Origin of the sequence: Streptococcus sp. VTCC 12905, from assembly GCF_049893385.1 — a bacterium.
GTDB lineage: Bacteria > Bacillota > Bacilli > Lactobacillales > Streptococcaceae > Streptococcus > Streptococcus suis_AA.
This window is the reverse complement of the sequence record NZ_JBMVJC010000002.1, coordinates 69,832-87,065: the sequence shown is the minus strand read 5'-3', so window position 1 is coordinate 87,065 and position 17,234 is coordinate 69,832. Positions and strand designations below refer to the sequence as shown.

18 protein-coding genes, 1 tRNA gene and 3 pseudogenes are annotated in these 17,234 nt (G+C 39.9%); 7 read left to right on the top strand and 15 right to left on the bottom strand.

From position 1 onward, the window contains the following. Positions 1-6: 6 nt before the first annotated feature. From ACPC58_RS01325 to ACPC58_RS01310, 4 genes are all read right to left on the bottom strand, one after another. Positions 7-294, bottom strand: coding sequence for a hypothetical protein (locus tag ACPC58_RS01325; RefSeq protein WP_434065006.1), 288 nt, complete (start codon positions 292-294; stop codon positions 7-9). After that, positions 251-493, bottom strand: coding sequence for a type B 50S ribosomal protein L31 (locus tag ACPC58_RS01320; RefSeq protein WP_172036431.1), 243 nt, complete (start codon positions 491-493; stop codon positions 251-253). The genes ACPC58_RS01325 and ACPC58_RS01320 overlap by 44 nt, the downstream gene beginning before the upstream one ends. Positions 494-632: 139 nt before the next feature. After that, complete coding sequence (locus ACPC58_RS01315) at positions 633-1,661, bottom strand: FAD:protein FMN transferase (RefSeq protein ID WP_434065005.1); 1,029 nt, start codon at positions 1,659-1,661, stop codon at positions 633-635. Beyond that, positions 1,648-2,592, bottom strand: a complete 945-nt coding sequence (locus tag ACPC58_RS01310) for a DHH family phosphoesterase (protein WP_312950388.1) — start codon at positions 2,590-2,592, stop codon at positions 1,648-1,650. The genes ACPC58_RS01315 and ACPC58_RS01310 overlap by 14 nt, the downstream gene beginning before the upstream one ends. A gap of 94 nt (positions 2,593-2,686) precedes the next feature. Here ACPC58_RS01310 and ACPC58_RS01305 point away from each other — a divergent pair, with 94 nt between their 5' ends. The 4 genes and pseudogenes from ACPC58_RS01305 (at position 2,687) to ACPC58_RS01290 (ending at position 5,090) form a co-directional block, all read left to right on the top strand. Further along, positions 2,687-3,148, top strand: coding sequence for a flavodoxin (locus ACPC58_RS01305; protein ID WP_217374881.1), 462 nt, complete (start codon positions 2,687-2,689; stop codon positions 3,146-3,148). Positions 3,149-3,323: 175 nt separating this feature from the next. After that, positions 3,324-3,556, top strand: a pseudogene (gene rpsN / locus ACPC58_RS01300) (30S ribosomal protein S14). Positions 3,557-3,637: 81 nt separating this feature from the next. Beyond that, a complete protein-coding gene (locus tag ACPC58_RS01295; protein ID WP_130554325.1) occupies positions 3,638-3,913 on the top strand; it encodes a chorismate mutase in 276 nt (91 codons plus the stop codon). Beyond that, the gene (locus ACPC58_RS01290; RefSeq protein ID WP_434065004.1) at positions 3,906-5,090 is read left to right on the top strand and encodes a chloride channel protein; all 1,185 of its coding nucleotides are present in this window, start codon (positions 3,906-3,908) and stop codon (positions 5,088-5,090) included. Before ACPC58_RS01295 ends, ACPC58_RS01290 begins: the two co-directional genes overlap by 8 nt. A 159-nt stretch (positions 5,091-5,249) precedes the next feature. Here the strand turns inward: ACPC58_RS01290 and ACPC58_RS01285 are convergent, their stop codons facing one another. Continuing rightward, entirely contained in the window at positions 5,250-5,537 is a 288-nt protein-coding gene (locus tag ACPC58_RS01285; RefSeq protein ID WP_434065003.1) for a hypothetical protein, read from the bottom strand. A gap of 34 nt (positions 5,538-5,571) precedes the next feature. Further along, positions 5,572-5,778, bottom strand: a pseudogene (locus ACPC58_RS01280) (PTS system mannose/fructose/sorbose family transporter subunit IID); the annotation flags it as partial. A gap of 161 nt (positions 5,779-5,939) precedes the next feature. On the opposite strand from ACPC58_RS01280, the gene ACPC58_RS01275 reads away from it, so the two are divergent. The 3 genes and pseudogenes from ACPC58_RS01275 to ACPC58_RS01265 all read left to right on the top strand — a co-directional run bounded on the left by ACPC58_RS01275 (position 5,940) and on the right by ACPC58_RS01265 (position 7,391). Next, positions 5,940-6,089 carry a hypothetical protein gene (locus ACPC58_RS01275; protein ID WP_434065002.1) on the top strand — a complete coding sequence of 50 codons (150 nt, stop codon included), beginning with the start codon at positions 5,940-5,942 and terminating at the stop codon, positions 6,087-6,089. Between the two features lies 1 nt (position 6,090). Then, positions 6,091-6,273: pseudogene (locus tag ACPC58_RS01270) on the top strand (hypothetical protein); the annotation flags it as partial. 383 nt (positions 6,274-6,656) lie between these two features. Next, positions 6,657-7,391, top strand: coding sequence for a site-specific integrase (locus ACPC58_RS01265; RefSeq protein ID WP_434065001.1), 735 nt, complete (start codon positions 6,657-6,659; stop codon positions 7,389-7,391). Positions 7,392-7,428: 37 nt separating this feature from the next. On the opposite strand, the gene ACPC58_RS01260 is transcribed toward ACPC58_RS01265, so the two are convergent. The 9 genes from ACPC58_RS01260 to ACPC58_RS01220 all read right to left on the bottom strand — a co-directional run bounded on the left by ACPC58_RS01260 (position 7,429) and on the right by ACPC58_RS01220 (position 17,233). Beyond that, positions 7,429-7,500 (bottom strand) — tRNA-Arg (locus tag ACPC58_RS01260). 53 nt (positions 7,501-7,553) lie between these two features. Then, positions 7,554-8,228, bottom strand: coding sequence for a hydrolase (locus ACPC58_RS01255; RefSeq protein ID WP_434065038.1), 675 nt, complete (start codon positions 8,226-8,228; stop codon positions 7,554-7,556). A 33-nt stretch (positions 8,229-8,261) separates the two neighbouring features. Then, on the bottom strand, positions 8,262-10,007 hold the full coding sequence (locus ACPC58_RS01250; RefSeq protein WP_434065000.1) for an ABC transporter ATP-binding protein: 1,746 nt from the start codon (positions 10,005-10,007) through the stop codon (positions 8,262-8,264). Continuing rightward, the gene (locus ACPC58_RS01245; protein ID WP_434064999.1) at positions 9,997-11,736 is read right to left on the bottom strand and encodes an ABC transporter ATP-binding protein; all 1,740 of its coding nucleotides are present in this window, start codon (positions 11,734-11,736) and stop codon (positions 9,997-9,999) included. The genes ACPC58_RS01250 and ACPC58_RS01245 overlap by 11 nt, the downstream gene beginning before the upstream one ends. Positions 11,737-12,008: 272 nt before the next feature. Further along, the gene (gene rplS / locus ACPC58_RS01240) at positions 12,009-12,356 is read right to left on the bottom strand and encodes a 50S ribosomal protein L19 (RefSeq protein ID WP_011921928.1); all 348 of its coding nucleotides are present in this window, start codon (positions 12,354-12,356) and stop codon (positions 12,009-12,011) included. Between the two features lie 201 nt (positions 12,357-12,557). After that, positions 12,558-13,163, bottom strand: coding sequence for a superoxide dismutase (gene sodA, locus ACPC58_RS01235; protein WP_217374836.1), 606 nt, complete (start codon positions 13,161-13,163; stop codon positions 12,558-12,560). Positions 13,164-13,239: 76 nt separating this feature from the next. Then, complete coding sequence (gene holA / locus ACPC58_RS01230) at positions 13,240-14,271, bottom strand: DNA polymerase III subunit delta (RefSeq protein ID WP_277836755.1); 1,032 nt, start codon at positions 14,269-14,271, stop codon at positions 13,240-13,242. A 63-nt stretch (positions 14,272-14,334) separates the two neighbouring features. Beyond that, positions 14,335-16,572, bottom strand: coding sequence for a DNA internalization-related competence protein ComEC/Rec2 (locus ACPC58_RS01225; RefSeq protein WP_434064998.1), 2,238 nt, complete (start codon positions 16,570-16,572; stop codon positions 14,335-14,337). Then, on the bottom strand, positions 16,556-17,233 hold the full coding sequence (locus tag ACPC58_RS01220; protein ID WP_434064997.1) for a helix-hairpin-helix domain-containing protein: 678 nt from the start codon (positions 17,231-17,233) through the stop codon (positions 16,556-16,558). Before ACPC58_RS01220 ends, ACPC58_RS01225 begins: the two co-directional genes overlap by 17 nt. Between the last annotated feature and the right edge of the window lies 1 nt (position 17,234).

The following is a 17,234-nucleotide window of genomic DNA, read 5'->3' as shown; positions in this document are numbered from 1 at the left end:
TACAAACTAGTTCAATCTCATCAAGGCATTATAAACAATTGATGGAACAACCACTACTTTAAATAGTAATACATCCATAAAACGAAAATACAAAAGAAAAGCGGCTGAAAAGTTTGCCCAATTTTTGGGAATGTAACGCCCAGCCGTTACTTTTTCCGTTACCATTTCCGTTACCATTTCAAAAAGAAAGCCATTCCCAAGGCTCGGGAATGGCTTAAAATCAACGTTTCTAACGGTTTTATAACGCTGATTATTTGAGACCGTATTTTTTGTTGAAACGATCCACACGTCCATCTGCTTGAGTGAACTTTTGACGTCCAGTATAGAATGGGTGTGAGTCTGATGAAATTTCCACACGGATCAATGGGTATGTTTCACCTTCGAATTCAACTGTTTCGTTTGATTTCTTAGTTGAACCACTAAGGAACTTGTAGCCAGTAGTTGTGTCCAAGAAGACAACAGTGCGATATTCTGGATGGATATCTTTTTTCATTATAAAAATTCCTTTCTGCCATGGTCTCTTTTTCGAGCCATAGATTATAACCATTTAATTCTACCAAAAATTTTTCCTTCTGGCAAGTCTTTTAAACCAATTTTTAACTATTTTAGGTTATTTCAAAAACTCCCAAAAACTAAAGTGCTGATGCACCCGAAGCTACATCAGAAGTGACCCTTGCCCCAAATCCCCCTCTTGAAGGACTGCCCAAGCTATCAGAAACCCTTTCTTTACCGGCAAGAACTTTCTCAGAAAGCCCTGAAGTCACTAGAATCCTGCCATCAAGCCCAATCAAAACCGCCTCGATACCATCAGTTTCCTCTACCATCTTATAAATCCGAGTCATTTCTTGACCAAACAGTCGAGTTGTCCAAATCTCACCATCAATGGATCGTTTGGACACAATGGTCAAACTAGCCAGCTGCGACTCGATTGGATAGCCAGTCTCAGGACTCAAAATATGATGATAGGTCTTTCCATTCACGGTTAGGGTTCTTTCGTAAATACCAGAGGTGACAACCGATTCTTCTCGTATTTTTAGGACGAGGGCATTTTCACCACGTGGTTTCTGAGGATCCTGTATACCAATTCGCCAATAACCATCTGGATTGTGAGGAGCTTGACCAAAGGTCAGGACATTGCCACCCAGGTTAATCAATCCAGCTTCCACACCTATTCTTTTCAAGAAGTCGACAATCTTATCTGCTACATATCCTTTAGCAAGAGCACCCAAATCAATCGCCATGCCTTCTTTTCTCAAATAGACTGTGTGCTCTTGGTCATCCAATTCAATGTCCCTTGGATTGATGAGTTGGAGTTTTTTACTGATCATTTCTTGAGTTGGAAGTTTGGCATCGCTAAAACCAATCCGCCAGCTTTGCACAAGGGGACCAATGGTAATATTCAAAAAAGATCCCTGAGCCAGACTATGTTCTTTGCCCAATGTAATCAATTCATACAGGTCATCGGCAACAGGAACCGCCTGAACACCAGCATTGAGGTTGACCTCCATTAATTCAGAGGTCAAGTCATTAGCAGAAAACCGATCCTTGTAGAGATAGAGAAGCTCTTCTACCTGATCCAAAATCGGTTCTGCCTGAGGATGCCATATTCTGGTTTCAATGATGGTTCCCATAAGCCGAAGGGAGCGACTACTTGCTTGCATTCCTCACTACCTCTTGGATTTCTTGGTATATTTGCTCATTTTCGGAGAGTGAATAAGAGTTAGCACCACTTGCTAGTGGGTGGCCACCGCCATCGTGGCGTTTGGCAATCTCGTTGATTGGAAGATACTTACTGCGCAAACGGACTCTGTAATTTCCGTCAGTTTGTTCCACAAAAATCCCCCAAGATTGAACGACTCCAATTCGTCCTGGTGCACCTACGATAAAGGAAGTGTCCGCATCGGTCACCCCATATTTTTCGAGAATATCCTGTGTCAAAACGACACGTGCCGCACCATGTTCATCCACTTCCAAGTTGTCGTATACGTAACCTGTCAACTTGGCAATCTTGAAATCAATGGTATCCATCTGGCGAGACATCCTTGCAAAGTCAAAATCTTCTTGGCGGAGACGAGCAACAATCTCAAAGGTGCGCGAGCTGGTTGCTGGATAGAGAAAGCGGCCTGTATCGCCCACAATTCCTGCATAGAGTAGACGTGCAATCTCTCCATCGAGTTCAAGTTGGCTTTGGATGGCTAGTTCCGTAATCATTTCACTGCATGAGCTGGCTTCCGTATTGACCCAGAGCAGGTCACCATAAGGCTCCTCATTGGGGTGATGATCGATTTTTATCAAGAAATCTCCTTGAGTATAACGGTCGTCATCCACACGCGCAGTATTGGCAGTGTCTGTCACGATTACTAAGGCTCCTTGATAGTCTTGGTCTGCAACTACGTCCATTCCTGCCATCCAAGCAAGATTTGGTTCCTCAAAACCGGTTACCTTGATAGTTTTTTCAGGAAAATTCTTCTGCAAGAGTTTCTGTAAGCCAACTTGACTACCAATCGCATCCGGATCTGGTCTTTTATGTCGATGAATAATAATCGTGTCATATTCGTGAATTTTTTCAATAATTTTACTGTAAATTGTCATAGCAACTCCTTTTCATCATTTTAGCATAAACTTCCCCTTTTGAAAATGATGGGAGTGTGGTATAATTGAATTACTATGTAATTTGGAGGAAATTATGGCACTAGCAAAAATAGTTTACGCTAGTATGACTGGTAACACAGAAGAAATTGCTGACATCGTCGCCAGTAAGCTAGAAGAGTTGGGCGTTGAAGTACAGGTACATGAATGTACGACTATTGAAACAGAAGATATTTTGGATGCAGACCTTATTGTTGTAGCTAGCTATACCTATTCGTATGGTGGTGATGGTGAACTTCCAGATGAAATTGTTGATTTCTATGCTGACCTAGCTAACTTAGATTTGACTGGTAAGGTCTACGGTGTTTGCGGTTCTGGTGATACCTTCTATGATGACTTCTGTAGTGCAGTAGATGACTTTGATGTCATGTTGGGTTCACGTGGTGCAACTAAGGGTGCTGAAAATGTCAAAGTAGACCTTGCAGCTGAAGATGAGGATATTGTTAATCTTGAGCAATTTGCAACAGACCTTGTTGCAAAATTAGATACTCTGAATTAATTGATAAACAGACTGGCTTATCAATAGGTCTGGTCTGTTTTTTTTAGCCTATTAATAAGATTGTACACCTATTGTTTGCAATCTTTATTTTTTTTAATTTAATTAACTGGTTAGGTATTAGGAAAAGGAGAATTTTATGGCTAAAAAATCAAAAATGGCCCGCTATCAGAGGTAGTTGGAACTAATCGAACGTTATGCAGATTTGCGAAAAAGTCTCAAAGAAAAAGGTGACTACCAAGCACTCAGAAAATTGCTTCGCGACTCAAATCCTAATCGACTGAAATACCGAGACCGGACAGAGATGGCCGTCCGCATGCTTATATGCGAAAATTCGGTGTGAGTCGAATTACTTTCCGTGAATCAGCTCATCTTGGTCAACTCCCTGGGGTTAAAAAAGCAAGTTGGTAAACATTCTCAACAAGGCTAGTTTTTCGCCTTGTTTTTTGCTATACTAAAAACCAACTGAAACAATCTCTGGAGGAGTAAATAATGGATTTAGACATGATTCGTTCACAAATTAATCAGCTTGATGAGGAACTTGTTGCACTATTGGAAAAACGTATGGAGCTTGTTGATCAAGTCGCAGCCTACAAACGAGCAACAGGTAAGCCTGTTTTGGATACCAGCCGAGAAAAAGCTGTTCTTGAAAGAGTTGGAAAATTAGTCCAAAAGGATGATTACCGCTCTGCTATTCAAGCGACCTTTAGTGATATGATAGCCCAATCAAGAGCATATCAATCTTCCAAGTTAGCGAATCATGAGTAATAAGATGAAACATACCATCCAACTCCTTTTCTTTTCTTGCTTAATTGGAGTCGGTGCAGGAATTATCACCACACTTTTTGGGAAAATTCTACTAGGGGTTGGAGACTTACGATCTGAATATTTTATATATCTAATCCCCTTTCTGCCACTTGTAGGGGTGTTGATTATTTTCATTTATCAAAAATGGGGGAGGGAAGTCCAAGCAGGTATGGGCTTAGTATTCAAAGCTGGACAAGGGGAGATAGTACAAATTTCTCCAGTTCTCATTCCGCTCATCATCTCTACAACTTGGATCAGTCATCTTTTTGGCGCTTCCGTTGGTCGCGAGGGGGTAGCTGTCCAACTTGGAGCCAGTCTCTCACACTGGTTAAAAAAACATGGTTTCACACACTTGCCCAAAGACATGATAACAAAGATTGGTATGGCCGCAGGTTTTGCAGGGCTATTTCAAACACCATTGGCTGCTGGTTTCTTTGCTATTGAGGTTTTAATCGTTGGCCAATATGCTTGGACTAGTCTCCCCTATTGTCTAGTTGCGGCTTTCACAGCTTCTACTACTTCCCATTTATTGGGATTAGAGAAATTTTCCCACACTATTTCATCTTTTTCATTCCAGTTTACAGATAGTTTCAAATGGCTATTTATTGCCCTTTGCTTCGGTTTCATTGGCAATTTATTCGCCTGGTTTTTGACGCAATCAAAAAGCATCTCAGCTCGATGGCTTCCAAATCCTTACATTAAAATAGCTATCATGGGAGTTGGACTGACCGTTCTACTATTTTTCTTCCATCAAGGTCGTTATACTGGTCTAGGAACCAATTTGATCGATGCAAGTTTAGCTGGGGAACAAGTGTTTGCTTACGATTGGCTACTAAAACTCCTACTCACCTGTCTTTGTTTGGCCGCAGGTTTTCAAGGGGGCGAAGTTACTCCACTCTTTGCGATTGGAGCAAGTTCTGGGGCTGTTTTAGCAGGATTACTAGGTCTACCAACTGAGCTTGTTGCAGCCCTTGGGTATTGTGCCGTATTTGGAACAGCCACCAATACCTTACTAGCTCCTATTTTTATTGGATACGAAGTATTCGGAAGTAGTATCATCCAATACGCAATACCCGTACTTATCATAGCGTATTTTGTCAATCGAAAGCAAACCATTTATGGAATGCAAGTGAGATAAATGGAAGAGAACACATATTATATGCATAAACACCAAATATGCATAAACACCAAGTTCTCAAAATAAGCTGATATTGCCATGAAAAGTAAAACGCATAAAATCGTCTTCCAAATAAGCTTGATTTTATGCGTTTTTTGTAGTTTTATTATATATATAGTATTATGAATTCGCTTCAATGGTAACCTCTAGGTGGTTAACCACTTTTTGAATATTTATTGTGCCCTTGTAAATGCCACAGCCAATGATTAGCATTCCTGAAAGACCTAGTATGACCAAAGTAATACCAACTAGTAAGGTTAAAAGTTGACCTCGTTGATAATAGAGTAGCATCCCACCAATGCCAGTTATAGCAAAAGCTAGACTCAACCATTTACCAAGATTCTGAATCATCCTTTTCTGATAGGCAATCTCAACATGATATCCGTTAATTATCTCATCATTTGACATACTAGGACTTCCTCTCCATCAATATTTTGTCATCCTAATATGATAAGCCTGGATCAAAAATTCCAAGAACAACACCGATAAAGGCAATAACAACGAGTAGCAACATAGTTTTAATCGGAGAAAGATTTTTCTTAGCCATCAGCCACCAACAAAAGACGATGACACTTGCTGTCAACAAACCCGGGTAAACAAAGTCAAGTTTTTCTTGGGGTACCAAATAAGGAGCATCTTTTGAACCAAGAAGGCATATACAACAAGCGTGCGAACATGATTGCAGTTGACACCTACTTGGATGAATTCCAACACAAGAAGGTCATCTACCACGAAATTGGCCACGAAGACCACGACCCGTCGCAATATGACCGAAGGCGTGAATAGTACGAACTGCAAGCGGATAGAAATATGATTCATTATCTGGTCAAAGAAGAATTGACCTTAGTGGACGATGTCAGAAAGTTTAATTACGTTCGCTTTATGGAAAAATACGACTTAAAAACCACAGTCAACGAGACTATTGTAATTGAGGAGTATACTAATTTAGCAGGTATATAGAATGAAAATCGGATACAGAAAACCAAGTGTGAAAAAAAGTTTGTCTGCTAGAACAACAGGCAGAGCGAAAAGAATGTTAAAAAGCTCTATCAATCCTACATATGGTAAAAATGGAATGGGGTTGATTAATAATCCAAAGAAGGCGGTTTATAATAAAATTTATAATCAAACGACTTCAGGGTACCAAGAGTTTTTGGGCCACAACAAAGAGCAGAATTTTTCGGAAACTACAGGCGGACTTTTTGCTCTTGGATGTATATCAGGTATGGTTGTCGTTGGAATACCATTCTTAATATTGTGGTATATCATTGAAGCTATTATCGGTTAAAAATAAAAAATCCCCACACTTCCAACCGACCAAAGCGAAAGCGCAGGAGTATACAATGAAAAAAATTACCACTATAAGCCTACTGATTTTATCTGCTGCAAGTCTGGCATCTTGTTCATCATCATATCCCACAACCAATGTCTCAACAACTAATTACTAACTATTTCCCTGAAACGAAACTCTCAAAGATAAATGCTACTTCCTATCAAAACATTATAAACGAACTGGCAAAATGTTATGTGAAAGATAGTGTCAAAAGGTTCAATTCGCATATAAGGGCATCAATTAAAGTTGCTTTCCATCAAGGTATTTTAAAAAAAGATTTTACCGAAATTGTCAAAGTTTTCTCCGATGTCGAATCCAAAAGAGAAGAAGACAATTATTTAGAACTAGATGAATATGAACAATTAATCACAGATTATCGAAAGACAATCAAGTACCAGTCCCACTTCTTCCTGTACACAATTGGAAAGACGGGTTTGCGATTTTCGGAAGCAGCCGGCATTACTGAACCTATCGTTGACCGCGAAAATATGTGTTTACGAATCCGCAGGACTTACAAGGTTTACGGAAAGAAGAAAGGTTGGAGACCTACTAAGAATCCGCAATCAGAACGAGATGTGCCGTTTGATAGCGAGTGGCTGAAAGCATACGACGAGTACATGAAAGTTGGATATATAGACAATCCAGATAAAAGATTATTTACCAAATTGACCGGGACTGGCGAAAATAAAATTTTAAATAAAAAGACACGTCAAACATTTAATGTACATGGCTTGCGTCATACCTACGTTAGCTGGCTAATCTATCATGATGTGGACGTTGTGACCATTGCCAAGTTAGTTGGACACAAGGATGCAACTGAAACATTGAAAACATATTCGCACTTATTTAAGGCCAAGCAAGAACAATCATTCGACAAAGTCAGAAATTTAATGGAAAAATTTGGGGCGAATTCGGGGCAAGAAAGTTAAAAACCCTTGTGTATCAAGGGTTTTTTCTGTATTTCTATCTCCCCTGCAGGAATCGAACCTGCAACTAATTCTTAGGAGGAATTTGTTATATCCATTTAACTAAGGGAAGTCTGCCTTTCTATTGTAACTCAGAAAAGGACAGAATGCAAGACTGAGACTGTTTTAGTCCGCTGCATGTTTACGGTATTTTTCCATTTTTCCTTTGAACAATTCCCCATTACTTGGGGCGGTATAGGTGATGGCATTTGCTCCAGCTGCTATAACTTGACGAATGCTTTCTTCGGTTGGTCCACCAGTTGCCATGATAGGAAAATCGGGATACTCTTTCCGAATTTTTTCTACAACTTTCGGGGTTTCAACACCACATGAAACATTCAAGATATCAATCCCCGCTTCAATCCGAGATTTGATATCAGATTTATCTGAAACGACTGTATAAATAATGGGAATATCGATGACCTTATTGATTTCCTCAATTGTTTCAACAGTTGTTGGGCCATTTACAACAACAGCATAGGCTCCCTCTGATTCAGACAATAAGCTCATATTAGCCGAACGCACACCAGTTGTTAAGCCACCACCCACGCCAGCCAGAACAGGTACAGAAGCAACTATCATGATACTCTTAATAATGGCAGGAATTGGAGTAAAGGGATAAACCGCTAGAATGGCATCCGCATCATGATTCGCAATAATTGAAACATCGGTGGTAAATAAGATGGAACGAATGCGACGACCATAAATGCGAATGCCACTACATTCTTTTATGACTTTGGGCATTTGAACAATATCTTGTCGTAAATCAGACATGACTGATGGGATATGTGGTTGAGTCATCATAATACCTCCTACGGTGGTTTAACAATTTAATTACCGTGCCAATTGGCCAGCCTGAAGCTCATACATCCGATGATAGGTTCCCTTGAGGGCTAGTAATTCTTCATGGCTACCTGATTCAATAATTTTGCCTTTATCTAAAACGTAAATGCAATCTGCATCTTGAATCGTTGATAACCTGTGCGCAATTGCAATGGTTGTACGTCCTTTTCTCATTTTTTCAAGTGAATGCTGAACAGTCTGTTCTGTTTCAGAATCAATATTAGCAGTCGCTTCGTCTAGAATCAAAATCTTGGGCTGGCTTGCCATGGTTCTTGCAAACGCAAGTAACTGCCGTTGCCCAGTTGAAAACGAAGAACCCCTCTCTGTAACAAGCTGTTGGTAACCATTAGGTAATTTTTCAATAAATGGTGCTGCATCAACAAAACGAGCAGCTTCAATGATATCATCCTGACTGATATCTTGATACATTTGAATGTTGGAAGCAATGGTTCCATGATACAAGAACGGTTCCTGCAATACAAGCCCAATATTAGAACGCAATTCGTGAGGTGCGAATTGACGTATATCTTGTCCATCAATGAGGATGCGGCCCGATTGAAATTCATAAAAACGCATAAATACATTTATTATGGAAGATTTTCCAGAACCTGTAGCCCCAACAAAAGCAATAGTTTGTCCTTTTTTTACTTCGAATGAAACATGATCCAAAATTTTCCGCTTGCCATCATAAGAAAATGACACATCTTCAAAGACAATATCACCTTTAATGATTCGCACATCCGTACTCTCTTGCCTTGGCTCCTCAATCGTTTGATCCATTAGAGTAAACACGCGCCCCGCAGACACCATAGAAGTCTGAAGGGTTGAAAAGTGTTGGGTAACTTCTAAAAGAGGATCAAATAAACGATTAACATATTGGATAAAAGCATAAATGAGGCCTGCGGAAACCGGTGCATCTGACCAATCCAAGCCAAAATAGGTCATTAGAAAAGCATAGGCTAGTATTTTTATCAGCGAAAGAGCAGGTCGCAAAAACAGGCTATCCAAAGCCATTGACCGACTGGCAAAGGCTAGATGTTCTTGATTAATAGCTTCAAACTCATCAGATAAACGTTCCTCTTGTCTAAAGGCCTGAATAATCCGAATTCCCTCAATACTCTCAGCAAGTTTACTATTGATTTGACTCAATAAACTCCGTGTTTTTTCCACAACGGGTGCTGATTTTTTTCGATACATATTCACCAATATAAAAATGATTGGTAAAAAGAGGACAATGAGGCTGGTTAATTTCCACTCAAGAGCAAACATGGTATACAAAGTGACAGCTACGACAAAAATAGCGGAAATGAAGCTGGACAGAATCCCAGAAAACATCTCTGAAATACTCTCCGTATCATTTGTCAATCGAGATACAATCGAACCACTCGGTGTTTGATCAAAATAGGCCATCCCCAAAGATTCCATTTTAGAAAAGGCATCCTGGCGAATATCTCGAACAATACTGTAAGAAACCTTCGCAAACCAAAAATTACCAATATACTGAAACAACATCTGGAGGATATACAGACCAAAATAGCCACCTAAAACCAACAAAACCCCATCTGTTACTTGATGGACATAATGATCAATGAAATAAGATGCCAGCAAGGGAATGATACTACGAATAACTGTGGTTAACAATAAAAAACTTAAGGCAGCGATGGTTAGAAATAGATAGGGTTTGACATAGGACAATAGCCGCCAAAAGACATTTTGTGGTGCTTTCTTATTCATCATACTCCTCCATTTCCAATTGCTGCATCCTATATGTATTATAGTACCAACCTTTCTTCTCAAGTAATTCTTGGTGACGTCCCCGTTCAGTAATACGCCCATTCTCTAATACCAAAATCATATCTGCATGGACTACTGCCGATAAACGATGGGCTGTGATAATGGTTGTTTTACCTCGTCTGCCCTCCTTGACATTTTCAATAATAGCATGTTCCGTCTTGGCATCAACTGCTGATAAGGAATCATCTAACAATAGGATTTCTGGATTTAAAATCATTGCGCGTGCCATAGCCAATCGCTGCTTTTGTCCACCAGATAAGGCAATACCTTTTTCTCCCACAACGGTGTCAAATTTTTCAGGCATATCCATTATATCATCATACACATGAACAATTTTAGCAGCTTCCTCAATCTCCTCTTCTCTCAAATTGGGATTTCCAAAGCGTATATTTTCTGAAATACTTGTTGCAAATAGAAACTGATCTTGGGGAACATAGCCCAGCAGACTCCTCAAATCTGCTAAACGATAGTCTTTTACATTTTCATTGTTCAATAAAATACGACCATCTTCCACATCATATTCACGCAAGATTAATTTTAATAAAGTAGTTTTCCCAGACCCTGTAGGACCTACTAGACCAACCGTCTGCCCTTTTTCAATAGTGAAATAGATGTCTTCAAGTGTCGGTTGTTCTTCATATGAAAATGCATCAATTTCATAACGAATGTCTCCATTTTCAGGTGCAGGTAAAGGATTCTGTGGATTTTCAACATCTGAACGAATATCTAATAATCGTTGGATACGCTCATAGGAAACAGCGCCACGTTGTGTAATATTAAATAAGAATCCTATCGCCATTAATGGCCAAACCAGTAAATCCAAATAGGTCATAAAGGTTACGAGTTGCCCAACTGTCACCTGACCTTGTCGAATAAATCGAGCACCAACGAACAAGGTCAGTACGTAAGAAAGACCAACAAAGAATAAAACGGCTGGATCAAACATGGCATCATACCGCATGGTCTTAATATTTTGTAAATAGGCTGCTTGATTGACTTCTTGGAATGCCTGAGTTTCCTTTTCCTGATAACCAAATGACTTGGTCACTTTGATACCTGATACTGATTCTTGAACCTTGTTATTTAATTCTGAGAAAGCTGCCTGAGAAGCCTTAAAATTCTCATGTGTCCTTCTGCCCAAAAAACTAGTTGTCATGGCCATAAAAGGCAAGGGCAGAATGGCAACTAGGGTCATTTTCCAAGAAATCATGAAACACATGGTCACCAAGGTCATGATAGCCGTTACCGTCGCGTCGACAAATGACATCACTCCTCCACCTGCTAATCGTGTCAAAGCATTGATATCGTTAGTAGCGTGCGCCATCAAATCACCTGTTCGGTGATTTTGAAAAAAGGGTGGAGACATTTTCATAAAATGTTCAAATAGCCTAGCACGCATAATTTTGCCAAGCCGAAAGGAAGTCGCTAGAATATTCATTCTCCAAATATAACGCAATACATACATACCGATTGCAGAGAGAACCAAACCAGCTACCCCAATCAGAAGTTCATTGCCTGATAAACGGTTCCCTGCAATCTGATCAATAATTTCTCCCATGATATAGGGCGGAAGCAAGTTCAATGCACTTACCAAGCACAAGGAAACAATCCCCATTACATACCGTTTTTTCTCTAGCCTAAAAAACCACCAAAGTTGTTTTATTATTTTCATTTCTAACTTTCTAAAAGATGAAACAAGTATTGGCAGTATTAGAAAACTGCCAACCATATGATATTATATTTAGTTTATCACAATTGATGATGAATAGAAAGATTGCGAGACGTCTGTCTCATATCTTTCCAGATATCTCTTCTCAGTATTCTACCAAACCGCCCGTCTTTTTCGATATCATCATAGACTGTTGCCGAATAAATGTCTAGAACGAAAAAAGACAGCTAAAGCTGCCTCTTCTCATTCCGACTACGTCAGTCCAAGGGACTATTTTAACGACGGATTTCTTTGATACGTGCTGCTTTACCTTGCAATGCACGTAGGTAGTACAATTTAGCACGACGAACTTTACCGTAACGAACGACTTCAATCTTATCAACACGTGGAGTGTGGATTGGGAAAGTACGCTCAACACCAACACCACCAGAAATTTTACGTACAGTGTACATTTCTGAGATGCCTTGGCCTTTACGAGAGATAACAACACCCTCGAAAATCTGGATACGTTCGCGATTACCTTCGACAACCTTAGCGTGAACACGTACAGTGTCACCAGGACGGAATGAAGGAATGTCAGTACGAAGTTGACCTTCAGTCAAACTTTGGATTAATGGATTCATTTTATTCTCCTATCTTTGTCAATCTTAGGTGCTTTTAAACCCAGCGGATAAACTGTATTTTCGTGTGTCCATTACACACGGACTATATTATACCCTAACTAACCACCTATGTAAAGCATTTTGATGAATTTTCTACCGTGGCTAAGGTAGGGCTACAGACTATTTACATAAAAAACTCTCCCCAATGGAAGAGTAAATAGCTTATTTTGCAGCTTTATAAAGTTCGTTAACCTTGTTCCAATTTATCACTTCAAAGAAGGCTTTGACGTAATTTGGTCGAACGTTGCGGTATTTTAGGTAGTATGCATGTTCCCAAACATCGAGAGCCAAGATCGGCTTCAAGCCTTGCATGATTGGTGTATCTTGGTTAGCGGTTGAAAGAATTTCTAATTTTCCTTCTTTATTAACTACCAAAAAAGCCCAACCTGAACCAAAGCGTGTTGTTGCAGCAGTAGTAAATGCTTCCTTAAAGGCATCAAAAGAGCCGAATGTCGCATCGATTTCTGCAGCCAACTCTTCAGAAATTTCAGTTTTCTCTGGAGAAAGTAATTCCCAAAAGAGAGCGTGGTTAAGATGTCCGCCACCATTGTTGATCAAGGCCTGACGAATATCTGCTGGAATTTGTTCAACATCTGAAAGGAGAGCCTCTAGATCTTCGCCAATTTCAGGATGCTTTTCAAGTGCTGCATTGGCATTTGCTACATAAGTTGCATGGTGCTTATCATGGTGCAAAGTCATTGTTTCCGCATCAATATGTGGTTCCAAAGCGTCATAAGCATAAGGTAAATCTGGTAAAATAATCGCCATAATTCTGTTCTCCTATAAATTTGATAGTTCTATTGTAACCCTTTTTGAGAGCCTTTTCAATTTATTTGTCTGAAAATTACGATGTTGCGATTCTTAGCAAGGCAATGTCAAATAGATAATCTTTATCAAATTGTCCTGTTTTAATTTTGTAATCTGTTTCAATTAATAGCTTGACGACCTTTTTCAAAAAACCAACTGACAGATTTCTTGAATCACGCAAGGCATATTTTACCTGATAGGGATTAATCTTGCGACCAGATAAATCTGACAACGCAGTAACAATCTGCTGTTCACCACGACCTTGCTCATGTAGTATTTGCACTTGAAGATAGGTGCGAAACTGAGTTAACATAATCGCAATCAACTTGATTTCGTCCTCTCCTTGCAATCGTAAATCCCGAACAAGATGGCTTGCTTCATCCATTTTAGTTTGAAGGACAAGTTGAGTTAAATCGAAGATATTATCTTGAAGAGTTTTTGGGATTGCCACATCTATATCGGCCAGCGAAATTTCATTTTGTCCTCTATAGGATTGTAGAAAGACCAAATTTTTACTAACTTCTGCAAAATCGAAGTTGGATTTTACCATAAGATAGTGAAAAACATCTGGATCCATCCGCAACCCAAGTCGACCGACTTCATTCTGGAAATGATTCTTCAGCTCCATTTCCTTTAGAGGATTTGCTTCTAAAACCAATCCATCTCTTTTCAGAAGTTTGACAAGTCGACGCTTACTATCCAACTTACCAGGTGCTAGAATAATCAAGCGCGTGGTCTCAACTGGATTTTCCAAATAAGACTCAAATTGCTTCAGTTCGTCATCCGTCAAGTAGCGCTTCTTATCCGTTGTTAAATCTGCGAAATAATCAAGAATCACTACTTTTTCATCAGAAAAGAAAGGAAGAGAAACTAAATCCAAATCCACCTGATGATAGTCAGCCTCTGACATATCAAAATAGGCAAAACCCAAGTCCGAAGTATCAAATTCCAGTTGCTTCATCAATAAGTCTTTCGCAATGTGATATTGACCAACATCTTCACCACACAAAATGGTCAATAAACCTAAGTTCCCTTTTTTTATTTGTTCAATCTGTTCAATTACTGTCATAATCTCTCCGTATTCTTCTCTCCATTATACCATGCAAAAAAGAAAACAGCTACAGAGAGAGCGTCACTCTTTTACCGTTTCAATACTCCACTGTTTCCAACCTCGGAAACGGATTGCTCCTTGCAGATCCGTTCGGTAAACCTGCATATTTTGACTGTCAAGACGTTCCAGAGTTTCCTTATGTGGATGTTGATAGCGATTATCTTCACCAGCAGAAATCAGAGCAATTTTTGCTCCAATATGGTCTAAAAATTCTGGATATGAAGAGCCCTTGGAACCATGGTGACCTGCTTTCAGCACATCGACTGGTAGCTGCGGATAAGAAGTGATTAAATCTAATTCCCCTTGCTCCAAGTCACCGGTAAAGAGAAAATTCATTTTTAACAAACGACCATAGAGTACAATTGAGTCATTATTGCCTCCATCTCCGATTCTATTGGGATATAGAACTTCTAGATAGGAATCAAAAATGGGCAATCGATCTCCAGGATTTACAACATGAACAGGGACATTTATTTTCCTCAAAGTCGCAACAAAATCTGGTACAGTCAAACTACCTGGAGAAACGTAAATCTTACCTATTTGAATCTGCTTAGCCACTTCTAGCACATCACCCACATGATCTGCATCGGTATGGGTCAGAACCAAATCATCAATCCGATCCACACCTCGACTATGCAGGTAAGGAATCAGTGTTCGCTCCGCATTTGCTTCCCTAGCCCGCTCCCGCCAAGCTTCCTTTGCAGCAAAGTCAACCCGACCACCCACATCAATCAGAACCGTCCGCCCCCGAATGTCCCGCAAAAAGATACTATCCCCCTGCCCTACGTCTACCACCGTCACCTCATTTTCCAGCGGGTGTTTGGTTATGAAAAATAGCAGAGCAAGGATCAGACTCAATCCAAGGAGCCATTTCTTCTCTCTGTGAAAATCATAAAGCAAGAAAAGGGAGAACAGCAAGAGCAAAAAGACAAGGCCCGTAGGTTTTCCTAAAATCCAAGGTCGAATCCCCAATTCTGCCACCCATACAATAATCTTTTCCATAAGGATAAAGAATCCGTTGACCCACGTAATTTTAATGAAGGGCGATAGTAAAAGAATGACAGATAGCCCAGGTAACAACAACACATCAAAAACAAAGGAAAAAACAAACGTTAAAAGGATAGATAAAGGCTGAAAGGCAAAAAAATAGGTCATCAAGACCGGTAAAATTCCAAGAGAAATACTCAGACTCTCCACTGCTATCTTCTTTAGCTGCCCTAGCTCTTCAAAATCAAAGACTGTCAATAACAAAGCATAGGTAAATGTCAGCACACCTCCTGCTGTCAGAAGAAAACGTGGCATAAGCAAGAGACAAACAAAGACAGTTGCTGCAAAATTATCCAATTTTCGTAGCCCGAGATTACCAAGAATTTTCTGGACTAAGGACCGCACGACTGATACTGAAAATCCTGTTAATCCTGCATAAATAAGAGAAAACGGAATTTGAAGCTTATCGACAGTTTCCTTTGTTAAACCCAAACGCAATAAAAGCCAGCGAAATTTGTCAATGAAAAAACCAACCTGCATCCCAGACAGGGCAAAAAGATGAATGATCCCTAAACTAGAATAGAGGTCACTCATTTGGTCAAAGTCACTATCTAACTCTCCCAATAGTAATCCAGTCATGTAGTGGCTCATGGGAGCAGGAAAATGAGATTTGATATAAACGAGAGCCTGCCTCCGCCAGGTTGACAACCAGTCAAAGATATTCCAAGAATGAACAGGGAGAATATTGTTTATGGTACTTATTTTTACTGTCCGATAGATGCCCTGGGTTTTGAGATAAGCCTGATAATCAAAACCATTGAAATTACGTTGACCTGCTGGTTGGCAAACTTCTGCATCTACCTCTAACTGCACCAAGTCCGTAAGCTCATGAAAGTAGGTTTGTTCTTCCTGACTTGCAACTTTATAGAAAACCTGAAAAACTTGACCTTCAGCCCGACCACGAAATGATAGACTGTCTCCGTTGACATCAATGGTATCAGGAATAACCTGCACAGTTGTCACTCGCTCTGGAGCCCATTGATTTGTCTGCTCCCATTGTATCTTCTGACATCCGAAGAAGAGACCACATAAGGCTAGAAGCGGTAGCGTTTTGATGAAGACCACCTTTCCTTGCCGAAGCCTAAAGACTGCTAGTAACAGACTCAGCAGGCTCATTGTCAAAAGGGAAAAAGAGTGAACGGCAAAGTAGGCTAACACCGCCAAAACTGCAAAGTGAATGGGCTGACAGGGGAGTCTAATCAACCGTGACATATGGTCGGATACTTTCCATCGTTTTATCACCAATTCCTGAAACATTATTGAGATCATCAACCGATTTGAAACCACCATTGGCTTCACGGTAAGCAATGATATCCGCCGCTCTCTTTGCACCTATACCTGAAATGGTTTGTAAATCTGCCTCGGTGGCAGTATTTAAATTGACCAAAGAAGATTGGCTCTCCTCTTGAGTTTGAGTAGCTACAACACTTGAATTTGGTGCTGTTATTACTGAAATATCCTCATCCTTGTGTGCGACGTAAATAATCTCTTCATCTGCCAATTTTTGAGCTAAATTGACTGATTTTTGATTTGCTTCTGCTGTAAAACCACCAGCCGCAACAATCGCATCATTGACGCGACTCTCGAACTTAAGTGTGTAAAGTCCAGGTCTCTCAACTTCTCCTTTAACATCTACCACAACCAGTTGGATTTCTTGTTCAGTATCTCTTGTTTTGCTTTCTGTACTGGATTCTTCAACCTCTTCTGGAATACTACTTGCTTGGTTATCCTGTGAAAATGCTGCCAAACCCGTTTGATCTGCAGGCTGAGAAGGCTGGTTGAGCAATAGAACACTCACAACCACTACTGTCATCATACTTGCAATTACACAAAACCACTTATGTTCCTTTACTATGTTTAACATTTCTTCCATA